Source organism: Acinetobacter wanghuae (assembly GCF_009557235.1).
GTDB classification, from domain to species: domain Bacteria; phylum Pseudomonadota; class Gammaproteobacteria; order Pseudomonadales; family Moraxellaceae; genus Acinetobacter; species Acinetobacter wanghuae.
This window is the reverse complement of record NZ_CP045650.1, coordinates 2014257-2039832: the sequence shown is the minus strand read 5'-3', so window position 1 is coordinate 2039832 and position 25576 is coordinate 2014257. Positions and strand designations below refer to the sequence as shown.

The following is a 25576-nucleotide window of genomic DNA, read 5'->3' as shown; positions in this document are numbered from 1 at the left end:
CTTATGATTTTGAAGTAGCTTTTTGTTCAGGTTTTGCTTCTGATGCGGCTTGTGCGTCAGCGGCTGGTTTTGCACCTGCATTGGCTTGTGGGGCAGCAGCTTGCGGTTGATACGGCTTAGCTACTACTTGTTGTTCAGGTTTTACTTTCGCAATACCATCCACAATCACTTTATCGCCTGGGTTTAGACCTTCAGTTACAATCCAATCTTTACCTTGAGAACCTGAAGTCACCACAGGACGCGCTTCAACTGCACCTTTCGCATTCACAATCATGGCCATCGCTTGACCTGTTGGGGTACGCGTTAAAGCAACTTGAGGAATCAAGTAAGCATTCGGCACTTCGCCTTGTACAATTTGCGCCGTAGCGAACATACCTGGCAGTAACATGTGATCTTTATTTGGGAACACGGCACGAAGAGTTACTGTACCTGTTTCCGGATTCACACTGGCATCAGAGAAGGCAAGACGACCTTCAACGGGGTAGACGCTGCCATCTTCAAGTTTTAACTTCACGCGAGTGTTGTTTGAACTGTTCAGGCTGCCTTTATTTAATTGCTGACGTAAACGGAGTAATTCAGCGCTTGATTGGTTGATATCCACATAAATCGGGTCAAGACGTTGTACAGTCACCAATGGTTCAGCTTGGTTTGCAGTCACTAAAGCACCTGCAGTCACCGTTGAACGGTTGGTTTGACCTGAAATTGGTGAACGCACTGTAGAATAGCCTAAGTTGATTTGTGCATTACGCAATGTTGCACGACTTGCATTCAACTCTGCTTCTGCCAATTTCACTTGCGCCACGATGTCATCAAATTCTTGTTTAGAAATGGCATTGCTACCCACCAATTGACGATAACGTCCTTCCTTCACACGAAGTACACCAAGATTCGCTTCAGCACGTGCAATAGATGCATTTGCATTGTCTACAGTTGCACGATTGGTACTTGAATCGATTTCATAAAGTGCCTGACCTTCGCGGACATAGCTACCTTCAGTGAATAGACGTTTCAAGACCACACCACTGGTTTGTGGGCGAACTTCTGAAATCTCAAATGCTGTTGTGCGTCCAGAGAGTTCTACTGACTGCTCGACACTTTGCGGCTGAGCAACGATTATGCCCACTTCAGTTGGGGGCATTTTCTGTTCAGCACCCGCTTGTTGGGCGTCTTTATCATTTTTGCTACAACCAACAAGCGCGATACTTGTTGCTAATGCGCAAGCAGTCAGGGCAGGTGCCCAAAGCTTTGCAGACATCATTGTTCCACCTCAGTTAGATTTTTATCTAAATTTTTCATTTGTATTCCACGCTATATTTTCTTAAAACCAAATACAACGCAGAAATCCAAATAAAACTAATACTCCAGCCGGATATTACATCCGAAGGAAAATGTACCCCTAAATAAACTCTAGAAATGCCCATACAGGACATCCAGATCACAGCGCATAACGCAATGATTGATCGCTGAGGATGATGCTGATAAATCAACAGCATGAGTCCAGCAATGCAAGCGGCATAAGCACTATGGGCACTAGGAAAGGAACTTCCAAAGCTCTCAACTAAATGTAAATGTGCATCAGGTCGAGGGCGTGCATAAAGAAACTTGAACAGCCAACTTAGGGATATTCCTCCAAGAATTCCGATACATATAAAAATTATATTCGTATACTTTTTATACCACACTAAATAAATACACCAAAGTGTGGTGAAAAGTAATACAAATGGCATGCCACCCATGACTGATAAAGCTTGAGTAATTTGATTGAATAATGTGCTGCGATGTAAGCTCATCCAAAGCACTGCTATTGTATCGAAGTCGTTTAAACCCGAGATCGAAAGAATCAATATGCTGATTATTAAAAAGAATATACCAAAGCTCAGTAACAGATAATGCATACCGAAAATCCTTGTCCATTTGAATCGATCTTCAGTCGATCAACTGTCTGCCTCGAAGTGTACTTGTCAGTACACTTTTTTTCAAGCGCGTGTAATTTGTGCAAAAAGCAGAATTTTCATGAAATAAGATGCTTGAAAATTGGGCATATTATCTCAATTTTGTGATTTGTTCGATGTATGATTTTCGTCAATCGTATTGTTTTTCTTAGGCGGCCAGAAGAAATCACTTGGACGTGTTAAGAAGTGTGTCATCACCAATTTGGCTAAAGGTTTCCATTGTTCAAACCGAACTCGGCGGGCACGTAATGCCACGATAATCGTCAAAGTGAAGCTTACAAATAAGTTGGTTAAACCAATCAAGAGCACGCCCATAAAGGACACGATCACCAAACCGATATCAGGGCCATTAATATGCATTAACCCTTGAATAAAGTTTGCAGAAGCAAATGCAATATGACGAATATCGAGCGGTAAACCTAAAATAAAGCCAATCGTGCCCATGCTCCCGAGCATGACCCCAAAAATAAAATTACCCGCCAGTGCACCTAAATTGCGCTCAATATAGTCAGCAAAGCGCGTGAGACGTTCTTGCCCCATCATTTTTGCTAAAGCTACATGTGCTTTAATCCGCGGACCGACTTTACGATACACCGCCATATTGTCAAAGTAACCGGCAAGTAAGCCAGATAAAAATAGACAAACTCCCGCAATGGCAGCATGAGGAATCGCGAGTGACGTGAAGGGGTTAAGATCGTGCAGGGTTTTAGACGCTTTCACGTGCGACATGAGTGGTTCATGTAAAGCGCTATCCCACAGAAATGCAATCAAAGCCGCAGTCGGAATCGCAATAGAGATATTCCCTAAAATTGCAATAAACTGGGTGCGAATAATATTCACAATCAATGCTGCCAATTCAGCAATTTGTGCCATGCGCGAGCCTTTACGCTGTTGCACGGTAGAGGCAAGTGCCGCAGCCGTCATGGCGGGCTGTTTGGTCGCAACGGTAAAATGCAGGACATGAATTAACATAAAGCCGAGTGAGTAATTCATACTGTAGCTGAAGGCTTGCATCAAGGGTGCTAAGGACACACGTGCCATTAAGGTTTTTAAGGTCGCCATAATGGCAATGATGACACCGGCACCAGCAGCTGACTTATACATGGCAAAAAAGCCTTTTTTGTCAGTGCTTACATAATGCTCACCCGTTTTACTGGCATTTTCCGTGACTTGTAATGCCAATAACTCACTGTTCGTTGCTAATAAAGCCCGCACACTACGTTCGCTATAAATGGCTTCGGTCAGATCAACTAAAAAATGCCCAATCGATTGATAACGCAATTGGTCATCATCCATCATCATGTTCAGTAGAATTTCAATGCGTTCTAAACATTGTTCGAGTAGCGCCAACATATAGGTCAGGCTGACACTAACTCCAATACGTTTGGTCGAACGGCGTATCTTTGCGACCACATCATGACATTGCTCGAGCATCACCAGTGCTTGAGAGGCATCGGGTGGGGCAATCGCATCCACAATATTCACATCGTTATAGCGTTTTTTATATTCTTGAATAAACTCATTGATCTCACGGTTCTGAACCAAAAAGGGGGATTCATACTCCATGAGTTCTGGTTGTGCATTAATAAATTCGGGGTGTAAACCAATACCACTAATTCGATAAGACAAAATGGTTAAAGCTTTGACCATCTCATCTTTAATGCGTATTTTCTCAAATTGATTAGAATGCCCTTGATTGAATACACTAAATAAACGATGCCAATGTTTATTTTCTAGATGATCAAGCCAGTACTTATCGGTACTTTTATAAAAAATTTGACGGACGAGTTCTTGTAGATTTTGACGATCAGGAATGAGGGGCAGAATGTGTGCACCCATCCGCTGATTCAGCTGATTCCAAAAACCATCGAGCGATAAAATCCCGCTGTCGGAAAATAAACTCGTTTGCTTATAACGAGTAATAACCCGTAATACAAACGTTTGTAAGGTTGACACCGCATCAGGGGTAATTAATAACGCTTGTACAAATGCATTAAATTTTTCCTCAATCTCGGTGCTATCTTTAGTGTCTTCTGGTCGAATTCGATTGACCAGTTCTATTAATAAGCTTTCATCCAACACAGCTCGTGGCTGTTCGAGCTGTTGCTGCATGCTTTGGAAAAGATCGAGAAAATGGATATGCATAGGCAAGTTTTACTTTTATTGAATACGATGAAGGGCAAGTTTAGCCAAATTAATGAGCGCTTGGCGATATTCTGAATCTGGAAGTTGGTTCACGGCAGCAATTGCTGCTTCAGTTTCTTCGGTCGCACGTTGACGGCAATAATCCAAAGCACCTGATGCATTTACAATACGAATCACATCACTTAAATGTTCAGTGCCGCCAGTGGCAATACTTTTACGTACCAAATCAAAGTCAGTGCCTGAAGTGTTTTTCATGGCTGCGATTAAAGGCAAGGTCGGTTTACCTTCCATTAAATCATCGCCAATATTTTTACCTAAGGTGTCTGCATCCGAGGTGTAATCTAAAATGTCATCAATAATTTGGAAGGCATTACCAAAGTGACCGGCAAATAAACGCAGCGGTTCACGATATTGTTCAGTGCCAGATAAAATAGCAGCGCCTTCAGTCGCCAATTCAAATAGGCGAGAAGTCTTACCATGAATAATACTTAAATAGGTTTCTTCAGTCGTGTCCGGTTGATGTTGCGCTTGCAATTGTAAGACTTCACCTTCCGCAATCTCACACGTACCAGTCGAGAAATCTTTCAGTAATACTTTACTGTCGAGATCGACCAGTAAATCGAAGGCACGTGAAATGAGGAAATCGCCGACCAAAACAGCAGTTTGATTATTCCACGTTGCATTCGCTGTAGGACGACCACGGCGTAAATTCGATTCATCGACCACATCATCATGGACCAATGTTGCGGTATGCAGCATTTCAATAATCGCTGCAAGCTTACGATGACGTTCTAAATCATCTGCACCACAAGCTTTTGCCGCAAGTAAGCACATAATTGGGCGCATACGTTTACCGCCAGCTTCGACCACATGTTTACTGACTGCCATCACCAATGCCACTTTTGAGGTGATACCTTCGTTAATAAATGTGTCCATCGCAGCAAAGTCGTGAGCAACAGGCGCGAGAATATCTTGCTTAAAGTCGATGGTCATGTGAAAGGAAGCCTCTATGGTCGGTAAATCTCAAATCTTAGTTTAACAATTTATAACAGTTGTGTAAGAGAAGAAATGCACAAACAATCCTTAAAATCAGGTTTTAAGGTTTATTCGGATGTATTTTTAAGATGATTCTCATGAAATCGCCTTCTTTATCTCATCTCGAGCGCTGAATTATTTTGTGCAAAATACTAAACCAAACCAAATAAAAAACAATGTTGCTTTTTGTTGATCTTTGAAATGTGAATATCTGATTTTATTTAATTAATTTTACTGCTTATCTGTTAGACAGTATAGAACGATATTATTTAGCTAAAATGGCTTGTTGTTTTTTTGATTATCCCTTAAAATCCTCGCCCTTATATATCCCCAGTGGCGTACGTCTTAAGATCGATATCTTCCTTTATCGGCACGACGACACGGGCTTGTTTGGAGTACAATATGTACGCAGTAATCCAAAGCGGTGGTAAACAACACCGTGTAGTTGAGGGTGAAACCCTTAAAGTAGAATTATTGAAAGCTGAAACTGGCTCAACAATTACGTTTGATGACGTGTTGATGCTTGTTAACGGTGAAAGCATTCAAATCGGTGCTCCAGTTGTTGCTGGTGCTACTGTAACTGCTGAAGTAGTTAGCCATGGTCGTCACGACAAAATCCGCATCATCAAAATGCGTCGTCGTAAACACTATCGTAAACAACAAGGTCACCGTCAATGGTTCACTGAGTTGAAAATTACAGCTATTTCAGGCTAATTACGAGGAGTAAATAGACATGGCAACTAAAAAAGCCGGTGGTTCGACTAAAAACGGTCGTGACTCGAATCCTAAAATGTTAGGTGTTAAAATGTACGGCGGTCAATCTGTGACTGCTGGTAACATTATCGTTCGTCAACGTGGTACTGAATTCCACGCTGGTCAAAACGTAGGTATGGGCCGTGACCATACTTTGTTTGCGACTGCTGACGGCGTAATCAAATTCGAAGTGAAAGGCCAATTCGGTCGTCGCTACGTATCTGTTGAAGCGTAAGCTGAAATAGAAAAAAGCCCGCTTTATAGCGGGTTTTTTTAGCACTGTATTTTTCTTATCATTCGCTATGTTCTTCATCATGATGGATAAAATCCGACATTTTGCATAAATAAGCATACAAAACATCTTATTTTCTCGCATTTTGCGATTTCAATTTGGTTTAAGATAAAACAATGATAAACATTGCAATGATGCAAATATAAAAGGTGAAAGTATGAATATGCTTCGTAAAACTGTTTGTGCAATTGCACTTGGCGCAGCAACACTTGCAGCACCTGTAATGACGACAACTGTATTTGCTGCGACTGTTGCGGCATCGGAGCAACAAGCAACTGCGAACCTTGTTAAACACTTAACCAATATTCGTAGCTTAAGCGCAAACTTTGAACAAACCACGAAAGTGACCAATCCTAAAGCTGTTCAAAAGAAAGGTTTGGGTTCACAGCACATGAATCACACCTTTAAGGGCACCATGAAAGTGGCGCGTCCAGGTAAGTTCTATTGGGAAACTTCATCACCATCAAAGCAAACCATTGCAACTTCGGGTAAAACAGTATGGATTTATGATCCAGACTTACAACAAGCGGTACGTCAAAGCCTAGATGATCAAGTGGCAAATACGCCGGCACTGTTGTTATCGGGTAATACCAGTGAAATCATGAAATCGTATCGTGTGACACAGCCGAATAAAGCCAAAACCTATTACACCTTGTATCCAAAAAAACCAGATGGTGTGTTTGAAAGCTTAACCATTAGTTTTGGTGCGAATAAAGCGCCAAGCTTAATGATTTTACAGGATTCATTGGGTCAAACCACGTATATTAACTTTAGTAATGTCAAAGTGAATCCAACGCTTGCGGCATCGACTTTTAACTTCACTCCGCCAAAAGGTACGGATATTATTGATCAATAAGCGTTGATGAATACGTTGGACTGATGGAGCGTAAAGGGCGACTAGATTTTAGTTGCCCTTTTTTATTGCTTGCGAGAAGGGTTGATCGGCATTCAGGTTGCTTTGTATAAATAGAATGAAGCAATCAATATTTCTCTCCTTTACGCTTAAAAATAAGAAGATTTTGAAATACCAATATCCATTCGCTATTGTTCTAATAAGGCGCAGCTATTGCTGTGAAGGCTGTATTTTTAGCGATGAAAAGCTTACACTATAGCCAGTTTTTTTCTTAACCAAAGATTGGCTATGATCGACCCGAAATTACTCAGAAATAATATTGAGGCTGTAAATTTAGCCTTGGCAAAACGTGGTGTCCAACTTAATGTAGAAGAATGGGCATCGCTTGAAGCGCGTCGCAAAGACATTCAATCTAAAACTGAATCCTTGCAAGCGGAGCGTAATGCTGGTGCGAAACAAGTGGGTCAAATCAAAAAATCAGGTGGCGATGCCTCTGAGATCATGGCGCGTATGTCTGCCATTGGTGACGAAATTAAAGCAGCTGAAGCTGAGCTAGCACAGCTTCAAGCGGAACTAGAAGAAAAATCATTGTCTATTCCGAATTTACCAGATGAATCTGTGCCGCATGGTAAAGATGAAAGTGACAATGTTGAAATTTTAAAATGGGGTACACCACGTACTTTCGATTTTGAAATCAAAGACCATACTGACCTTGGCGAAATGATGGGTGGTTTGGAATTTGAGACAGCGACCAAACTTACAGGTTCACGTTTCAGTGTTTTAAAAGGCCCTCTAGCGCGTCTACAACGTGCCATTACTCAGTTTATGCTTGATACGCATACCGATAAAAATGGTTACACTGAAGCTTATGTGCCATATTTGGTCAATGCAGATAGCTTACGTGGCACAGGTCAGCTACCTAAATTTGAAGAAGACTTATTCAAACTTCAAGGCGAAAAAGAATTTTACCTAATTCCAACGGCTGAAGTGCCTGTAACCAACTTTGTGCGTGATGAAATTATCGACCCACAACGTCTACCATTGAAATATGCAGCGCATACACCATGTTTCCGTAGTGAAGCAGGTTCTTATGGTCGTGATACACGTGGTCTGATTCGTCAACATCAGTTTGATAAAGTAGAGATGGTTCAGATTGTAAAACCTGAAACCTCTATGCAAGCCTTAGAAGAATTAACGGGTCATGCTGAAGGTATTTTGCAAGCCTTAGGTCTACCATATCGTAAAATCATTTTATGTGGTGGAGATATGGGCTTTGGCGCAGTGAAAACCTATGATTTAGAAGTATGGGTGCCAAGCCAAAATACTTATCGTGAAATTTCTTCATGCTCATGCATGGGTGATTTCCAAGCGCGTCGTATGAAAGCACGTTACCGCGCAGACCAAAAGAAAACTGAATTTGTGCATACCTTGAATGGTTCAGGTTTGGCTGTAGGTCGTACTTTACTTGCGGTAATGGAAAACTATCAACGTGCCGATGGCTCGATTGAGATTCCTGAAGTGTTACGTCCATACATGGGCGGTTTGACCTTCATCGACTAAGTTTATTGGTTGATTTGAATAGGGTCTGTTGTCTTTAGCTTGTTTTACAAAATAAGTTAAATTGACAATAGACCCTTAAATTTGCACAGTCAGTACATTATTTGAGGCTATATCGTGGATATTTTTCCGATCTCTTTAAAGTTGCAGCAGCAACCTTGTCTGATTGTTGGCGGTGGTCGTATTGCCTACCGTAAAGCGCTGTTACTCCAAAAAGCTGGCGCAATTATTTCAGTGGTATCTCCTGAGATTGAAGCTGAATTATTGAATATTGTTGAGCAAACGCAAGGTCAATATTTAAAGATTTCTTTTGATACAACACTTCAACTCCGCTCTTATCGTTTAGTTATTGCAGCAACTGATGATGCTAAAACCAATCAACAGGTCTTTGAAGCATGTGAAGCTGAAAATGTGTTGGTCAATAGTGTTGATGATCCACCGCATTGCCGCTTTATGGTACCTGCTATTGTCGATCGTTCACCGCTTGTGGTGTCCATTGCAACCAATGGTGCTTCGCCCGTTTTAGCCCGTCAAATCCGTACCCAATTAGAAGCTGCTGTCCCGCAAGGCATGGGTAAGCTTGCTGAATTTTCTGGAAAATGGCGTAGTCGAGTCAAAGCCAAAATCGCTAATCCAGATGAACGCCGTATTTTTTGGGAAGACTTGTATGCCAGTCCCTTAAAAGAGCAGGTGTTTAATGACCATATTGCTGAAGCCGATCAACTGATCGAGCAAGCCTTAATTGAATGGCAAAAACCAAAAGGTGAAGTTTATTTGGTCGGTGCGGGACCGGGTGATCCTGAACTCTTGACGCTTAAAGCATTACGCTTAATGCAACAAGCGGATGTCATTATTTACGATCGTTTAGTCTCTCAACCAATTATGGATTTATGCCGACGCGATGCCGAAAAGATCTATGTTGGTAAAGCACGCTCCAATCATGCCGTACCCCAAGAAGGGATTAATGCGTTATTGGTTAAATATGCCCATGAAGGCAAACGCGTTTGTCGTCTAAAAGGCGGCGATCCGTTTATCTTTGGACGTGGTGGCGAAGAAATTCAAGAGTTGTTTGAAGCAGGCGTAGCATTCCAAGTCGTGCCGGGGATTACCGCAGCATCAGGCTGTTCAGCTTATGCGGGTATTCCGTTAACGCATCGTGATTATGCGCAAAGTGTCCGTTTCCTAACAGGGCATTTAAAGGAAGGTTCACCTGAACTGCCTTGGCATGAGTTAGTCTATGAAAACCAAACCTTGGTGTTATATATGGGCTTGGTCGGATTAGAGAAAATCTGTGAAAAACTCATTGCTCATGGTCAACGACCGAATATGCCTGTCGCACTTATCTCGAAAGGGACGACCCCAGAGCAAAAAGTCGTGGTGGGTACATTAGCCGATATCGCCTCTAAAGTAACTGAACATCAAATCCATGCACCGACCTTAACCATTATTGGTGAGGTGGTACGTTTACGTGAACAATTACAGTGGCTCTAAGCTGCTGCATTTATACAAGTTGAGAAATCCTGTGATCCATGTTGTCTTATACGAGCCTGAAATTCCTGCAAACACAGGTAATATCATTCGTCTGTGTGCAAACACTGGGGCACAACTTCATCTCGTCAAGCCGTTGGCTTTTGATTTGGATGATAAAAAATTACGTCGTGCAGGTTTAGACTATCACGAATGGGCACACATGAAAGTGTGGGAAAACTTCGCTGACTGTGTTGCACATTTAGAAAGTGAAGGCATTAGTAAAGATGCCATTTATCCACTCACCACCAAAGGTTTTGAAACACCGCATACTTCGAATCTTAATCGTCCTGTTGCGTTGTTGATGGGGCCTGAAACCCGTGGTTTACCTGAAGATGTGCGCATGATGTTCCCAAAAGAGCATTGGATTCGTTTGCCGATGGCAGCCAATTCACGTAGTTTGAATCTTTCGAATGCGACTGCGGTCATTTTATATGAAGCTTGGCGTCAGCAAGATTTCCAAGAATTGAAATAAATATGACTTGTTAAAAGCCACCTTCGGGTGGTTTTTTTATTTATGTAACGAGGTAAGCATATTGTTTTGATTTCAAGAAGTTATTCGGTATAAAGAGGAAATAGAGAAGAAAAGGAAAGAGGGAAATGCGAATTTTAGTCTGCAGTCTAGCTTGTACGCTGAGTTTGTTTGCGCATGCTGAGGAAACTAAAGCACCGATTGAGATGCCAAAAGTCGTGCCAGAAGTGCAACCTTTTAGCAAAGCTGAGATTCAACAAGGTTTGCAGGAAATGCAGCAGCGGCTCAATACGAGCATTGAAGATTGGGGCAAGACATTAAAAAGAGAAGATTTTGAATGGTCATGGCATGGGCGCCAACTCAAACAGCCTAAGCGTCAGGAAGTGTGTAATATTTTCCAAGGGGTGGTCAATGACACCTATAACATGGCACAGAAAAACAAAGCACGTCTGAATGTCGAAGATCAAAAACTCTTAGAAAATCGACATCTCTTTATTGAAGCCTTGGGCTATGAAAATAATATTGTGGATACCAAAATGGGGTTTGATTGTCGTCTACATTAAGCTTGAAATTTAAATATTAAAAAAGGCGCATTTAGCGCCTTTTTTAACATCAACACGACTGAATTTTATTCAAATTCATTATGCTGTGGTGCAGGGTGCTTAAAGCCTTTGGTTTTATAACCTAAGTATAAAATACCAAACATTGCCCACCATAAACCGAATTTCAATGCAGTTGCTTCAATCTCAACCCACATTGCGAAAATACTGATAAAGCCCAGTAATGGAATCACAATGAAGCTAAAGATATCTTTCGCTGTTTTGGTACGTCCATCACGTAATGCATAACGTGAAATGACCGATAAGTTAACGAAAGTAAAGGCAGTCAATGCACCGAAACTGATCATCGAAATCACGATGTCTAGATCCATAAAGCCTGCAGTCAAAGCAACTACGCCTACAATTAAGATGTTGTAAGACGGTGTGAAGCTTTTTGGACTGATATGACCAAAGATCTTTTTATTGATCACGCCATCACGACCCATCACATACATTAAACGTGATACGCCCGCATGTGCCGAAATACCAGATGCCATAACGGTCACAATTGCGAAGCCAAGTACATAGGCTTGGAATAATGAACCACCCACCAAAAGTAAGATCTCAGGCTGAGTTTCTGCAATATTTTTAAAGTAATTACCAGGTGCAGAAGGGAAGTATAACTGCATAAAGTAAGTACTAATAATAAAGATCACACCTGCAATTAAAGCAGTTAAGAAAATCGCTTTAGGCAGGGTTTTTTCAGTATCTTTGGTTTCTTCAGCCAGTGAGCTAAGTGAGTCAAAGCCTGTGAATGAGAAGCACAGTAACGTTGCACCTGTAATCAGTGGACCAACTTCAGTCAAGCTATTCCAAAACGGCTCTAAGCTCCATAACTGAGATGCAGCCTCTGGGCTAATCACGCCATCAGCGTTGTAACCTGCTTGAAGCTTGCTGTAGACCAACCAAGTGAATACACCAATCACGATCAACTGCACCAATACAATCAGGCTGTTGAAGTTCGCGACAAAACGCGCCCCGCGTAAGTTAATACCTGTCATGAATGCAGTCAGTACAATCACCCATACCCAGTGATTCACGTCAGGGAATAATGCTTCTAAGTAAATTACCGCAAGGATGATATTCACCATTGGCGATAATAAATAATCCAACCAAGATGACCAACCTACCATGAAGCCCACGTTGGGGTGAATGGATTTTTGGGCATAGGTATACGCTGAACCCGAAGATGGGTAGCGACGGATCATATGACCATAACTAATCGAGGTGAACAAAATTGCAATGAGGGCAATAATGTACGAAGTAGGAACGTGAAAATGACTTTCTTCTGATACTAAGCCAAATGTATCAAATAAAGTCATTGGTTGAATGTAAGCTAAACCAATAATGATAATGTGCCAGAGACCTAGCGTTTTTTGCAGTTTAGCTGCCGATTGAGTCCCAGTGATATTAGTCAACGGCGTTATCCTCTTAATCGTTGATCAAGGATCAGTCAGATCGAATAAGGATCGTTTGAGACGAACGATCCCCCCTAGTTTTTAAGTAAAAGCGCGCCAATTTACTTGAAAAACACGCTTTTTACCAGCAAGATTTTGAATTTCTAGGTTGCATAAAATATGCCAAATTTAATTTGCAATCTTATGCAAGATAAAAGCCCGATGTTTAAAAAAACATCAGGCTAAAATTTTCGCTATATTGGCTTATTTTTCAGTAATTACCAAGCTTTTTTTAAGATAGATTTTAAATCGTCTAAAGTGGCTTCTTTCGGGTTGTAAATGATTGAACCATCATTCAAGGCTTTTTCTGCAATTTCATCAAATTGTGCTTCAGTGACTTTGCCAGTTTCACTTAACGTGCGCGGTAATTTGGTGAGTGCATAAATACGATCACGCATCGCGGCAATGCTCGCAATTGCTTTGTCAGCACGTAAATGCGCAGGCGTCTGTGCAAAAAGATCCGCACCCGCTAAAGGAAGCAGTAAATCTGCAATTTTATCGCCATTGACTGCTTTGTTGTATTCAAGCACATAAGGCAAGAATAGGTTCATGCAGAGTCCGTGTGGCAAATGTGCGACTGCACCTAAAGCATGACCCAATGAATGAACCAAGCCCACCATCGAGTTTGAGAAGGCAATACCCGCCATTGTAGAGGCTTGTGCGAGTTCTAAGCGACCTTGTGCGTCGGTTGGATTGTCTAAAACTTTGAATAGATTTTCGCTGACTTTTTTCACAGCCGCTGTTGCATAGGCATCTGAGATAGGATTGGCTGCCATACAGGTATAAGCTTCTACGGCATGCGTCATCGCATCCATCGCCGTCATTGCAGTTAAATGCGGTGGTAAGGTTTGGGTCATACGCGGGTCTAAAATTGCCGCATGTGGCATCAAGTAATACGATGCAAATGGCATTTTTAGATTTTTTTCAGTGTCCGAGACCACCGCAACCATGGTTACTTCTGAGCCTGTACCTGAAGTCGTTGGAATCACAAAAAATGGTTTGAGTGGTTTCGGTAGGTTATGCGCACCAGAATATTTTAGTAAGTCATCACCGCCTTCAGAGACCAAAATATTGGTGGCTTTAGAGGTATCAATCACTGAACCACCGCCCACAGCTAAAATAGCATCACAGTTGTGCTGACGATAAAGCTCGGCAGCTTTACGAACTGTTTCTAAGCTTGAATCAGGTGGAACATCATCAAAGATAAAACCAATCTCGACATCTGTATTTTCAAATGCCGCTTCAATCGGAGCAAGTAAGTTATTTGAACGTACACCTTTGTCGGTAATAATGAGCGGACGTTTCGCCCCTAAAGTTGAAAGTTCAAATGGAATGTGTTCAAGCGCAGCGTGTCCTGCAATAACTTTAACGGGACAGAAAAATTCGTAATAAGGCTTCGCCATGGTTAAACACTCCCTTTTAAATATGATTGTGCGACTTTTAGGTAAATATTACTCGCACCCATTAATTTTTCTTTTAAGCTTAAATTTTGCGGATACTCTTTGACGGCTAATTCTGCAACCAGTTTTGGCAAAATTAACGCTTCCATCTTGTTTAGGCAGCGCACTAAGCGAATCGCAAATGAAATATCGCCATTGGCAATCATACGGTCATTGGCAAAGGCTTGAGAAGTACTTTCCTGAAAAGAAAAAACCAAAAATGCATGATGCAAATGCTTAAAGGTAATGGTCAAATCTGGTTTCTGATGGAGATGTTTGACCAATTCCAATTGCTTGTTTTCAGTCACGCGTGCAATAAATGCAGGGCCATTGGGGAAAACATTCATTGAAAGGGTGAAGTTGGCAGGGAATGCTGCCACTTCACGTTTGATTTCGTCATCGACTTGACTTGCCATCGCTAAGCCTCTGCCAATCACGTCCATCATGAGTTTGACATAGGCCAGTTGCAAAGCGGGTTTTACGGATTTAGGTGCAATCACGTGATGATCCCTATCTTCAGTATTATGTATTTAGAGTAAATACTCTAATTTATTTATTATTAAAAAGCAAAGCCTTTATCTTTGCTCAACCTTTACATCTTTAAAGTAACCGCTGTTGTTTAAAGTTTCAATAATTTCAGCGCATAGGTCTGTAAATTTTGGCGCTGGCTGAACAAGGTCATTGATTCTTACCATTTCTAGTCCTGCATAACCACATGGGTTAATGGTATGGAAACCATGCAAATCGCAATCAATATTTAACGATAATCCGTGGTAACTGCGACCTTTACGAATTTTAAAACCAAGCGAACCGATTTTACGCTCTGCAACATAAACACCGGGTGCATCAGCTTTGGCATAGGCATCGATATTATATTTTTTAAGTAGTTCAATCATTAAATTTTCAGCATATGACACCAGTGTGCGCACATTCCAGCCCAAACGATTTAAATCAAACATAAAGTACGTGACCAATTGACCCGGTCCATGCCAAGTGACTTGACCACCACGGTCAGTCTGTACCACAGGAATGTTAGATGGAATAAGAATGTGCTCAGGCTTGCCGGCTTGACCTTGAGTCAGTACATCATGATGTTGCAAAATCCATAATTCGTCAGGGGTGTGCTCATCACGCGTTTCGGTGAATTGTTTCATCTCTAAAAAACGGTCTTCATAAGCTGTAAGCGCATTATATTGACGAATAATCAATGACGGTTTTTGAGCCACATCAGTCACAAACAGTGTCCTTAGTAAATGATTGCAATGTTTTTATTATAATGATTTTAGCGTGTAGATAGGGGAGAGATATTGAAGGTTTTTATATGCAATCTTTAGGCAGAAAAAAACACGCTCGAAAGCGTGTTTTTTTGTACTCTTAAAGAGCAGTCTTAATCAGTGGGCATGCTGCAAGGTCGGCATAAACGGCATGAACTTGTTCAAGTTCTTCAAAGCGTAAATTCGCAGTCACAGAATGATATTTACCTGTGCGAGAAGGCGTTACTGTCATGGTGCTGCCGTCAAATTCTGGGAAATGTTTCACAAAAATATCATTCACCGCTTGGCGAAGTTCATTGCCGGCAAGACCAATCAATTTAATTGGATAGTCCATCGGGAACACCCAAAGATGTTCTTGTAATTCGCGTGATGGCATGCGATTCGTCATGTCAGTCATAGGACACCTCTTCATTAAAAATACCTGCTATATGCAGGTATTTTGTTTTAATTGCTACATGCTCATATTATGGGGGAGTGCCCCCCATATTCAAGCCAGTATTATCCTATGGATAGATTAGTCATTCTCAAGGAATGAACGTAAATGTTCAGAACGAGATGGGTGACGAAGTTTGCGTAATGCTTTTGCTTCAATCTGACGAATACGTTCACGTGTCACGTCAAATTGTTTACCGACTTCTTCCAAAGTATGGTCGGTTGGCATATCAATACCAAAACGCATTTTCAAGACTTTCGCTTCACGTTCAGTTAAGTTCTCTAACACTTCACGAGTTGCTTCTTTTAAGCCTTCAGAGGTCGCAGCATCAATCGGAGAGGTAATGTTACCATCTTCGATAAAGTCGCCAAGATGCGAATCTTCATCATCACCAATCGGTGTTTCCATCGAAATAGGTTCTTTCGCAATCTTAAGTACTTTACGTACTTTGACTTCGTCCATTTCTAAACGTTCGCCCAATTCTTCAGGTGTCGGTTCACGACCCATTTCTTGAAGAAGTTGACGCGATACACGGTTGATCTTGTTAATCGTTTCGATCATATGTACTGGAATACGAATCGTACGCGCCTGATCGGCAATCGAACGCGTGATCGCCTGACGAATCCACCAAGTCGCATAGGTCGAGAATTTATAACCACGACGGTATTCAAACTTGTCCACCGCTTTCATCAAGCCGATGTTACCTTCTTGAATCAAGTCGAGGAATTGCAGACCACGGTTGGTGTATTTTTTCGCAATCGAAATGACCAGACGTAAGTTTGCTTCAACCATTTCTTTTTTGGCACGGCGCGCTTTCGCTTCACCAACCGCCATACGTTTCGCAATGTCCTTGATGTCTTTAACCGTCAGACCCAATTCTTTTTCGATATCGGCAATCTTTTGTTGGAACGCAAGTACATCAGGACGAACTTTTTCTAAATACACTTTTTGATCGGCAGGCGCTTTAGCAATTTGTTCTTCTAACCAAGCTGGATTTGACTCTTGACCTGGGAAAGAAGTACGGAATTGCGTACGATCCATACGACCACGACGTACTGCATAGCGCATCACTTCACGTTCAGCACCACGAATTTGATCATGAGTACCACGAATCATTTCTGAAATGATTTCAAATAAACGTGGAGTAAATTTAAACATCATGAACACAGTTGCAAGTGCTTGAAGTGCTTCTTCGCCTTGTTTGCTGTTACGACCGTGTTTTTCAAATACAGTACGGGTATTTTTCCACGCATTCGCAAGTTCAGTGAAACGTGCTTTCGCAATTTCAGGATCTGGACCAGAATCCGCTTCTGAATCATCATCAGAATCAGCTTCTTCTTCTTCGTCATCGTCCAATTTCACATCTTTCGCTGATTTAGCAGTGGTTGCTTCAACAACAATTTCTGCTTCTTCTTCTAAAACTTCAGGAATTGGATCATTTGATTCAGGGTCAAGGTAGCCTGAAAGAATATCGGCTAAACGGCGTTCGCCTGCTTCATAATCTTTATATTCTTGTAGAACCACTTCAACCGCGTTTGGCCAATATGCAATCGAATGCAAAACGTCACGAATACCTTCTTCGATACGTTTTGCAATGCTAATTTCGCCTTCACGGGTTAAAAGTTCAACTGTACCCATTTCACGCATATACATGCGGACAGGGTCAGTGGTACGACCTGGTTCGTTTTCTACCGATGCAAGTACTGCTGCAGCTTCTTCTTCTGCAACTTCATCGGCAGCTTCTGCAGTGTCCTCGAACATCGTATCATCAGATTCAGGTGCGCGATCGTGTACGGGAATACCGACGTCATTCAACATTTGAATGATATCTTCAATCTGTTCGCTTTCTGTGATCGAGTCCGGGAGATGATCGTTAACCTCAGCGAAGGTTAAGTAACCTTGTTCTTTGCCTCGGCTAATCAGAGCCGCTACTTGAGAAGTAGGGGAAGTCATATCGCTCATCTTTGCTTACTCTTCGTTGAATCTGTGGCAGTAAAAAAAACCGTACAATCATTGCACGATTCATCTCATTAAATTTTATGAATAGCTCAGGTATTTCATCAGTAAGTACAACGTAAAACGCTGTCTGATAAAATATTTAAAAGTGAAATTCAGTAATTTAAGATGGGGGTGAATTTGTTATTTTCAAGTTCAACCCGGTACGCACTGTTTTCTTAAAAATTCGCTAAAACTGTCAAAAAATATCAGGACGCAGGGTGGATTATATCATGCCACACATTTCAGTCAGAAAAAAAGCCCTATTTTTAAATTTAAAATCTTAAAAAACAAAATAAAACTTGACTTAGTTTTTTAGGCACGATAAATAGCGCTAAAACCATTTACATTTTTCACCATGAGGAAGTTTTAGTGTCTTCTACAGATTTTGAACTAGATGATAGCTTCAGTGATGATGATGTTAGCTTCGATGAGGCTTCCACGACCAAGCTGACAGCCAAAGAGTCATTGGAAAAACGCCGCCTAATCGACGATTTGTTAGTACAACGTCGTTTGGAACGTGAACTCAAAGATTTTGACTATGACTTCGACGACGATGACGATTTCGACGACGAAGATTAACGAATTCGGATTTAGCATAGCGTCAATAAATGCTATGCTAAGTCTTTCGGTATTTCGAAGTTTGGATATTAAATGAGTGCTTTTGATTTAGACCAGTTGAGTGAGTTTTTAGATGGCGACCAAAATGAATTTGGTCTAGATTTTGCTGCCACTCACGGTTTCTTATGTGCCATTGCAGTCGGACCTAAATTCGACAAATGGTTAGATGAGCTTTTTGAAGGCAATCAGAAAAAGGCACCTGCTGCGATTATTACGCAAATTCAAGCATGGTTGGAGTCTATTCGCCAAAACCTTGCCAATGAAGAAGGGATTACCTTCCCATTTGAAATTGAAGAAGCAGATACAGAATCAAGCTTAGGGGATTGGAGTGTCGGTTTCGTCGATGCGATGTTCTTGAATGAAGATGCTTGGTTCGCAGAAGAGTATGAAGAACAATTGGTCGATTTAACGCTGCCAATTATGGTCTTCAGTGGCATTGATGACGAAGATCCACAAATGGAAACTTTCCGTCGCAATGGTCAATTGATGGATGAACTTGCAGAAGAAATTCCAAACAACCTAAATGAATTGTACTTAATGTATCATTCACCTGAATAAGTTGAAGTTTGAATAAAAAAAGCACCGAGTTCGGTGCTTTTTTTATGGCTGATCAATTTGGGTCAAGCGCATATTTATGCATTAAAGATTTAATGTTTGGTACGATCCCATGCATCTTTAATTGCATATTTGGCTTGTTCCCATGTCAAACGTGATGAACCTTTGACTTGTTCCCATTTCGCCTTAAGTTCGTGTTCGACATCCTCAAAACGCGTGGTGGTTTCATAATGTGGACGGTTTTCATAACCGACACGATAAGCACTCTGATAATCACGATCGTAATCGAGATCGGAATAAAGCGAACGAGTATCCGTGTAGTAAGAGGTATTTAAACTGTTCTCACGCCAATATCGATCTTCTTCGGTTGGGTTCATGGCTTCGGCAGCACCTTTGCCACCTAAACCGCCGACTACGGCACCAACGGCACCACCCACCAAAGCACCGATAGGACCACCCATCGCGCCAATTGCGGCACCTGCAGCAGCACCACCTGTTGCACCTACACCTGTTCCAACAGGATGTGCACCTGGTTCACCTGTAATAGGATCCGCATTTAAACGATCACGTTCTTCTTTTGGTAAGTTTTTTACGACTTCACGATCAATCTCTTGGTTACGCTCAATATCAGTCATTTGATCACCTTATTTTAATAGATACGTTATATTGGGTTTACAAAATGCAATGCGCTTTAATGAGCAAGCTATAGCTTCGCTCGAAAGCATTGCTATAACTTATGCAATGCATAAGCTGACTTATATAGAAAGATGATATGAGTTCGATAAGCTGTCTGTATCCATGTAAAAATTTGTAGGCAAATTGCAGAAAAATAAACGAAAAATGTCGCTTCTCGTGAGTGATTCCGAGTCATTTTAAATGATTGGAATCACTTAAGAATAACGTGTTAAATACTCTAAAATTAATTTTATAGTTTAGACTTTCGTTGTTGGCGACGATACACAAGCCAGATCACAATAACGCCTACTATCGCAAGAATCACATAACCCACACGGCTGAAAATTTCGTGCATCAAGGCTTGATTTTCACCAAAATAAAAACCAACACTGGCGAGGAATGTTGTCCAAATAATGGTGCCTAGACCACTAAACAGCATGAACTTCCAAAAAGGCATTCGACTCATGCCTGCCGGAATACTAATTAAAGAACGTACCGCAGGAATCATCCGTCCGAAAAACACAATCCGATGTCCGTAGTGCTCAAACCAAGTTAACGATTTTTTGACATCTTTAGATTGAATAAACAGATATTTGCCATAGCGGTCGACAAATTTGAAGAGAGATTCGTGTTTGAATTTATAACCCACCCAATAAAGCAGGGCAGCGGCTAATAAAGAACCGATTGAACCAGCAATGATGACACCGAAAAGAAGAAGTTGACCTTGAGATGCAGAGTAGCCTGCAGAAGGCATAATGATTTCAGAGGGAATGGGCGGAAAAACATTATCAAGGAACATGAGTAGGGCAATCCCCCAATAACCCAATTGCTCCATGATCGAAATGATCCACTCTGTGATCTTCATAATTTTAATATCAATGCATATATGTGCTGATATTCTAAGCACATGTTGTGGGCAAATAACAAGAGAAAAAGCGATTATAAATAAGTGCGAATAAGCGTATGAATATAAATTTTACGGAGTCCATAAGCCAAGCAAACAGGCAAGATACTCAGCAGTAAAAAATGGATTGCACTGGTATGAATATGGTAACCCACGAACAATGCGAGGGTTGCACCAATGAGCGTACCTAATACCACAATCAGTAAATGCGATTCACGTTCTAACTCGCGTGCCATCTGATTTAGTCGTTGTGTTTTAACATTATGCCTTGGTTCAAACGGCACAATATTATCCTCAAGATGTGCGAGTGCTTTGCCCATTTCTCATCTCCTATTCACTTTATGCTTTCAGTTCATAATGAAAGACTTAGCAGTGAAATCTTTGAATTGAATCGAGCTTAACAAGTGCCATGATTTTTTGATGATAATCTTGGTTAAACGAGGTGTATTTTTTATTGCGGGTGTCATTTTTATGTAAATAAAAAGCCCTCAATTGAGGGCTTTTGTATATCGGTTTATATAATCGACATTAAAGACGTTTACGTTTAGCTGCCAAAATTTGCGATTGACGCATACGGAAACCTTCTTTTTGCTTTTCAGTGGTTTTTTCAATGCAATATACACATGAAACGCCATGTTCATAGCTTGGAAGTTCGACTTCTTCAGGCGTTAACGGCCAGCCACATGCGTGACATTTGGTATTTTCGCCTTCTTCCATACCATGTTTCACCGCAGTACGACCATCAAAAACGAAGCATTCACCTTCCCATAGGCTTTCTTCGGCAGGGGTTTCTTCGAGGTATTTTAAAATACCACCTTTAAGGTGATAGACCTCGTTAAAACCTTCTTGTAAAAGCAAAGAGGTTGATTTTTCACAACGAATACCACCTGTACAGAACATGGCAATTTTCTTATCTTTATGCTGTTCAAGGTTGTTTTTAACGTATTCAGGGAATTCGCGGAAGCTTTCAGTTTTAGGGTCAATAGCGCCTTTAAATGTGCCCGCTTTATATTCGTAATCGTTACGCGTATCGACAAGAATCACATCATCACGTGCAATCAGTTCATTCCATTCTTTTGGATCTAAATAGTGACCCACTAAATCACGTGGTTTGACTTCCACGCCCAAAGTTACAATTTCTTTTTTGAGTTTAATTTTCATTTTACGGAATGGCTTATCAGAGCTTTCAGACTCTTTATATTCCATATCGTTGAAGCCTTCATCTAATAACAATTGATGAACTTTATCAATCGCTTCACGGTCGCCCGCAACTGTACCGTTGATGCCTTCGCTGGCAACAATCAGAGTACCACATAGGTTGATGGTTTTTACCAAGTCTAATAGACGTTGTTGAAGACCTGCAGCGTCTTCGACTTCTTTGAATTGATAAAGTGCGGCAACAACCCAACCAGTCGTCGCTTGCTGTTCTACAGGTGCAAGCTGTTCTACAGTAGCGTTCATGGAGTACTCCAAGGTAACAATAGAATTTAAAGGCGCGTATTTTAGCTTGATTCGCATGAATATGCGAGACAATCCAAGCGCTTTTCTAAGACTTCAATTCATTTCATGGAGCGTGTATAGTCATGCCCACATTGTTAGGCAATGCCCACGTTAAAACTGACTGCGACCAAATGGAGTGAATTTTGAGTTCAGAGCATCATATTTCATCCTTAACCCCATGTGCGGGACGCTGTTCGACGGTATTTGGCGATGCAGTGTGTCGCGGCTGTCGACGTTTCAATCATGAGGTGATTCATTGGAATCGTTATGATGCGAAACATCACACGCTGGTATGGAAACGCTTGGATGCACAGCTCGATCAAATTTTAGTGCCAATGTTGCCGCATGCCAATTTGGCGGAAGTTGAGGCATTTGTTCGTTCAAAAAGAGTGCGATTGCGTGATGATGCTAGTCAAGGGCGTAAGCTGTATCACGCATTAAAATTATGTGAAAAAAACCGGCATTTTACCGACGAAAGCGGGCTAGGGATTCACTATAAGCAGGTACGCCCAATTTGGGATCAATTTGAAAGACGCGTCTTGGCACTCGCCAATGCCAGTTATGATTTGGCATTTATGCGCGCTGATGAAATGAGCCAACATCTCATTCCGTTGTATAACGAGGACGAATAAGTCCTCTTTTTTTTAGCTCTTAGATTAGCATTTGAAGTGCAACACCATGTTGTTGCCATAATACCTGACTCGGACTTTTAAAGCCGAGTCTTTTTCTTGGACGATGATTGATACGGGCTGTTATTTCTGAGATATATTCATCTGTATACTGATTTAAGTCACTTCCCTTTCTAATGTATTGTCTGACTAAGCCGTTGGTATTTTCATTCGTACCTCGTTGCCAAGCGCTATAAGGATCTGCGAAATACCAGTCTATTTCTAATTCTTGAGCAACACATTCATGCAGACTAAACTCCTTACCATTATCTGCGGTAATCGTCTTGAGCTGATCTTTGATTGGCTCAAGTAAACTGATCGTTGTTTGGCAAACTTCCTCTGCTTTACGTGAGCTACACTTCTTTAGCCACAAATAACCTGTCTTACGATCTACAATCGAGACCAATGATTGCTGATGATTCTTACCCACAATCGTATCTATCTCTAGATCACCGAAACGATGACGCTGTTCAATCTCAATCGGTCTATCATGAATGCTTTTACGATTAGCCAGCTGACCACGAGTTTCAGGAGAGCCGTATTTCCTCTTTCTTTGATTTCTGAAACGTAGATGATGAAAGAGAGTACCGCCCTTATTTTTATCCTGTCGTATTAAGCGATAAATTGAATGCAGACTGACTGAAACACGGGAAGCAATCTGTTCAGGACTCCATTGAAGTTCAAGATAAAAGATGACATTTGCCCATATTTCATCAGGGATTCTTTTAGGATTAGAGCAATGGCGTCTTCGAGCGAGTTTACTAGCATGCTTAGCGAAATAACCATTTCTAGCTCGATTACGATTGATTTCTCTAGAAATAGTGGAAGGTGAACGATTCAGTCTCCAAGCAATATAACGTTGAGAAAATCCTTCACGTAACAATGTAAAAATCTGATATCTTTCTTCTTGGGTAAGATGAGTATAGTTCATGATGCAACTTTGACTTTGGTCGGTCGGAAGCAAAATGCTAGCTCATCTTGCTTCTTTCCAAAATTTAATCTCTGTTGCACTTCATTTGAGAATCTAAGGCTTGTATAAATGATGGTTGAGGGGACAGTGAATTTTTTAGAATATGCCCTGTATTGCTTGGCTGTCGTGGTCATGATTGCCACGCCAGGTCCAGTCATGTTGCTTATTGCAAGTGCAGGATTAAAAGGCGGCTATCAAGCGGCATTAAGAACAATTTTCGGTACGAACTTCGCGTCTTTGATTCTAATTGCCTGTTCAATCTTAAGCCTAAAAGGTGTGATGAGTATCAATCAGGACTGGCTGAATATGATTCAGGTCTTGGGTTGTGTATACATTGCTTATTTGGCTGTTGATATTTTACGTGAGGTTTTTTCTAAAGCAGCTCAAGCTCCGACCTTGATTCAACCGATGTCAGCAGGCTTTCAAAAAGGCTTTTTGGTCGGTATTTCAAACCCCAAAGATATTATTTTCTTTGCGTCATTTTTTCCGCAATTTGTGGGTGTATCGTCCAATATAGATACAAGCCTGATGATTTTGACTGTGACGTGGATTGTTTTGGATTTCCTGACACTGTCTTTGGTTTATTTGGGCTTTAAACGTTTATCTACCTCAAAAATTTATCCACATTTACTCGGCTTATGTGGCGTCATTTTGTTGAGCGTTGCGCTTTATGGCATTTATAGTGTTTGGTTTTGAAGTAATGCGATGAGTTGAAAGATCAGTTTTTTTTGTTGATTGACTTGCTCCAAATGAAACCCTTCCACCAAACAACGACTGATTAAACCCTCCAGTTGTGTGTAAAACAATAAGGTCACCTGTTCAGCGTTCTTTAAACGTTGACTATGCTGTTGAACAACTTGATAGAGCCAAGATTTATGCTGCTTAGCGATGTGCTGAATGGCATTATCTTGTTGATCTGCCTCAGCTGTCGCACGGACAAAGAGACAACCTTTAAAATGGTCTGCTTGAAACCAGGCGATATGCCAATCAAATATTTTTTCTAGCGCATCAAGTCCTGTTGTATCGCCAATTGTTTCAATTAAATTCGCCCGAAAACGTTGATCTCGACGCGCTAATACGGCTTCGACTAAGTGCTGCTTGTTTGTAAAATGCGTATATAGGGTGGTCTTGGAGCAACCCGACTCATCTCGAATCAGATCAACCCCGACACTGCTAAAACTGTGCTGATTAAAAAGCGCTTCTGCTGTATTTAAAATTTTTATCGCTGATTTAGACATGATTATTCTCAACAGATATATTTACAATAGTACAGATCTGTACTATTTTGAGTTTAAACGATGAAAAAAATCTAATCAAGGTGAAACCAATGATGTTTTTATTTGAAGGTCGTGAAAAATTAGCCAAACGACCTTCATGGCTCGATTTGCTCAGAAGCTTAATTGGGGCAAGTTTAAGTATTGCGTTGCTCATGATGCTCAGTCATTGGTCAGAACATCTGTGGATTATGGCGCCGTTTGGTGCGAGTTGTGTGTTGTTGTATGCGGCTGCTCAATCGCCATTGGCACAACCGCGTAATGTGATTTTTGGGCATTTAATCGCAGCGACTGTGGGTTTGGTGATGTTGAAGCTATTTGGCTCAAATACTTTCAGTATTGCATTCGCTGTGGGAATTTCGATTTGCGCAATGCAATATTTTCGTTGTGTACATCCGCCAGCAGGGGCAAATCCTTTGGTTATTTTATTAACTGCGAATACAGTGCATTATGATTGGAGTTTTTTAATTTTCCCCGTATTGTCGGGCGCGATCTGCTTGGTGTTGATTGCGTATTGGGTGAATAATTTTAAAAATAGCAATGCTTGGCCACATTATGCCTTGGCATTAAAAGAGTCAAAAATAAAAGATTAAGCTTTTGAGTATAAAAAACCCATGAGTAGATCA

Annotated in this window: 28 protein-coding genes; 12 read left to right on the top strand and 16 right to left on the bottom strand. The window is 41.2% G+C overall.

Translation table 11 applies throughout. The features are described from left to right. Position 1: 1 nt before the first annotated feature. The 4 genes from GFH30_RS09665 to sdsA all read right to left on the bottom strand — a co-directional run bounded on the left by GFH30_RS09665 (position 2) and on the right by sdsA (position 5090). A complete protein-coding gene (locus tag GFH30_RS09665; RefSeq protein WP_153372142.1) occupies positions 2–1258 on the bottom strand; it encodes an efflux RND transporter periplasmic adaptor subunit in 1257 nt (418 codons plus the stop codon). A 34-nt stretch (positions 1259–1292) separates the two neighbouring features. Further along, positions 1293–1895 (bottom strand): phosphatase PAP2 family protein, encoded by a 603-nt coding sequence (locus tag GFH30_RS09660; protein WP_153372140.1) that lies wholly within the window; start codon positions 1893–1895, stop codon positions 1293–1295. A gap of 153 nt (positions 1896–2048) precedes the next feature. After that, complete coding sequence (locus GFH30_RS09655) at positions 2049–4097, bottom strand: site-specific recombinase (protein WP_153372138.1); 2049 nt, start codon at positions 4095–4097, stop codon at positions 2049–2051. A gap of 15 nt (positions 4098–4112) precedes the next feature. Then, a complete protein-coding gene (gene sdsA / locus GFH30_RS09650; RefSeq protein WP_153372136.1) occupies positions 4113–5090 on the bottom strand; it encodes an All-trans-nonaprenyl-diphosphate synthase in 978 nt (325 codons plus the stop codon). Positions 5091–5534: 444 nt separating this feature from the next. Here sdsA and rplU point away from each other — a divergent pair, with 444 nt between their 5' ends. The 7 genes from rplU to GFH30_RS09615 all read left to right on the top strand — a co-directional run bounded on the left by rplU (position 5535) and on the right by GFH30_RS09615 (position 11149). After that, positions 5535–5846 carry a 50S ribosomal protein L21 gene (rplU, locus tag GFH30_RS09645; protein WP_068911959.1) on the top strand — a complete coding sequence of 104 codons (312 nt, stop codon included), beginning with the start codon at positions 5535–5537 and terminating at the stop codon, positions 5844–5846. A gap of 19 nt (positions 5847–5865) precedes the next feature. Beyond that, complete coding sequence (gene rpmA, locus GFH30_RS09640; RefSeq protein WP_005097774.1) at positions 5866–6120, top strand: 50S ribosomal protein L27; 255 nt, start codon at positions 5866–5868, stop codon at positions 6118–6120. Between the two features lie 214 nt (positions 6121–6334). Continuing rightward, positions 6335–7033 (top strand): outer membrane lipoprotein chaperone LolA, encoded by a 699-nt coding sequence (gene lolA / locus GFH30_RS09635; protein ID WP_153372134.1) that lies wholly within the window; start codon positions 6335–6337, stop codon positions 7031–7033. Between the two features lie 285 nt (positions 7034–7318). Next, positions 7319–8590, top strand: coding sequence for a serine--tRNA ligase (serS, locus tag GFH30_RS09630; RefSeq protein ID WP_153372132.1), 1272 nt, complete (start codon positions 7319–7321; stop codon positions 8588–8590). Between the two features lie 114 nt (positions 8591–8704). Further along, entirely contained in the window at positions 8705–10078 is a 1374-nt protein-coding gene (cysG, locus tag GFH30_RS09625) for a siroheme synthase CysG (RefSeq protein ID WP_153372130.1), read from the top strand. A 31-nt stretch (positions 10079–10109) separates the two neighbouring features. After that, entirely contained in the window at positions 10110–10589 is a 480-nt protein-coding gene (locus GFH30_RS09620; RefSeq protein ID WP_153372128.1) for a tRNA (cytidine(34)-2'-O)-methyltransferase, read from the top strand. Positions 10590–10792: 203 nt separating this feature from the next. Beyond that, entirely contained in the window at positions 10793–11149 is a 357-nt protein-coding gene (locus GFH30_RS09615; protein WP_153373437.1) for a hypothetical protein, read from the top strand. A 65-nt stretch (positions 11150–11214) separates the two neighbouring features. Here GFH30_RS09615 and GFH30_RS09610 read toward each other — a convergent pair whose 3' ends face one another. The 6 genes from GFH30_RS09610 to rpoD all read right to left on the bottom strand — a co-directional run bounded on the left by GFH30_RS09610 (position 11215) and on the right by rpoD (position 17750). After that, positions 11215–12603 carry an APC family permease gene (locus GFH30_RS09610; protein ID WP_153372126.1) on the bottom strand — a complete coding sequence of 463 codons (1389 nt, stop codon included), beginning with the start codon at positions 12601–12603 and terminating at the stop codon, positions 11215–11217. Between the two features lie 257 nt (positions 12604–12860). Beyond that, entirely contained in the window at positions 12861–14045 is a 1185-nt protein-coding gene (locus GFH30_RS09605; protein ID WP_153372125.1) for an iron-containing alcohol dehydrogenase, read from the bottom strand. A 2-nt stretch (positions 14046–14047) separates the two neighbouring features. Continuing rightward, complete coding sequence (locus GFH30_RS09600; RefSeq protein WP_153372123.1) at positions 14048–14581, bottom strand: hypothetical protein; 534 nt, start codon at positions 14579–14581, stop codon at positions 14048–14050. Between the two features lie 75 nt (positions 14582–14656). Beyond that, positions 14657–15316 (bottom strand): lipoyl(octanoyl) transferase LipB, encoded by a 660-nt coding sequence (lipB, locus tag GFH30_RS09595; RefSeq protein ID WP_153372121.1) that lies wholly within the window; start codon positions 15314–15316, stop codon positions 14657–14659. Positions 15317–15455: 139 nt separating this feature from the next. After that, positions 15456–15743, bottom strand: coding sequence for a YbeD family protein (locus GFH30_RS09590; RefSeq protein WP_153373435.1), 288 nt, complete (start codon positions 15741–15743; stop codon positions 15456–15458). Between the two features lie 126 nt (positions 15744–15869). Further along, a complete protein-coding gene (rpoD, locus tag GFH30_RS09585; RefSeq protein WP_153372118.1) occupies positions 15870–17750 on the bottom strand; it encodes an RNA polymerase sigma factor RpoD in 1881 nt (626 codons plus the stop codon). A gap of 405 nt (positions 17751–18155) precedes the next feature. Between rpoD and GFH30_RS09580 the strand changes: the two genes are divergently transcribed. Both GFH30_RS09580 and GFH30_RS09575 read left to right on the top strand, forming a co-directional pair. After that, positions 18156–18365 (top strand): PA3496 family putative envelope integrity protein, encoded by a 210-nt coding sequence (locus tag GFH30_RS09580; RefSeq protein ID WP_153372116.1) that lies wholly within the window; start codon positions 18156–18158, stop codon positions 18363–18365. Between the two features lie 72 nt (positions 18366–18437). Beyond that, a complete protein-coding gene (locus tag GFH30_RS09575) occupies positions 18438–18962 on the top strand; it encodes a YecA/YgfB family protein (protein WP_153372114.1) in 525 nt (174 codons plus the stop codon). A gap of 89 nt (positions 18963–19051) precedes the next feature. Here the strand turns inward: GFH30_RS09575 and GFH30_RS09570 are convergent, their stop codons facing one another. From GFH30_RS09570 to trhO, 4 genes are all read right to left on the bottom strand, one after another. Continuing rightward, entirely contained in the window at positions 19052–19594 is a 543-nt protein-coding gene (locus tag GFH30_RS09570; RefSeq protein WP_153372112.1) for a hypothetical protein, read from the bottom strand. 290 nt (positions 19595–19884) lie between these two features. Next, entirely contained in the window at positions 19885–20499 is a 615-nt protein-coding gene (locus tag GFH30_RS09565) for a DedA family protein (RefSeq protein WP_153372110.1), read from the bottom strand. A gap of 74 nt (positions 20500–20573) precedes the next feature. Continuing rightward, the gene (locus GFH30_RS09560; RefSeq protein ID WP_153372108.1) at positions 20574–20858 is read right to left on the bottom strand and encodes an FUSC family protein; all 285 of its coding nucleotides are present in this window, start codon (positions 20856–20858) and stop codon (positions 20574–20576) included. 208 nt (positions 20859–21066) lie between these two features. Further along, on the bottom strand, positions 21067–21999 hold the full coding sequence (gene trhO / locus GFH30_RS09555; RefSeq protein WP_153372106.1) for an oxygen-dependent tRNA uridine(34) hydroxylase TrhO: 933 nt from the start codon (positions 21997–21999) through the stop codon (positions 21067–21069). 182 nt (positions 22000–22181) lie between these two features. Between trhO and GFH30_RS09550 the strand changes: the two genes are divergently transcribed. After that, positions 22182–22670 carry a DUF1289 domain-containing protein gene (locus tag GFH30_RS09550; RefSeq protein ID WP_153372104.1) on the top strand — a complete coding sequence of 163 codons (489 nt, stop codon included), beginning with the start codon at positions 22182–22184 and terminating at the stop codon, positions 22668–22670. Between the two features lie 19 nt (positions 22671–22689). Here GFH30_RS09550 and GFH30_RS09545 read toward each other — a convergent pair whose 3' ends face one another. Continuing rightward, on the bottom strand, positions 22690–23637 hold the full coding sequence (locus tag GFH30_RS09545; protein ID WP_153370942.1) for an IS30 family transposase: 948 nt from the start codon (positions 23635–23637) through the stop codon (positions 22690–22692). 126 nt (positions 23638–23763) lie between these two features. Between GFH30_RS09545 and GFH30_RS09540 the strand changes: the two genes are divergently transcribed. Beyond that, a complete protein-coding gene (locus tag GFH30_RS09540) occupies positions 23764–24372 on the top strand; it encodes a LysE family translocator (protein WP_153372102.1) in 609 nt (202 codons plus the stop codon). Here GFH30_RS09540 and GFH30_RS09535 read toward each other — a convergent pair. After that, positions 24354–24914, bottom strand: a complete 561-nt coding sequence (locus GFH30_RS09535) for a TetR/AcrR family transcriptional regulator (protein ID WP_153372100.1) — start codon at positions 24912–24914, stop codon at positions 24354–24356. The genes GFH30_RS09540 and GFH30_RS09535 overlap by 19 nt on opposite strands. 89 nt (positions 24915–25003) lie before the next feature. On the opposite strand from GFH30_RS09535, the gene GFH30_RS09530 reads away from it, so the two are divergent. Further along, positions 25004–25543, top strand: a complete 540-nt coding sequence (locus GFH30_RS09530) for an HPP family protein (protein ID WP_171501005.1) — start codon at positions 25004–25006, stop codon at positions 25541–25543. Positions 25544–25576: the final 33 nt, after the last annotated feature.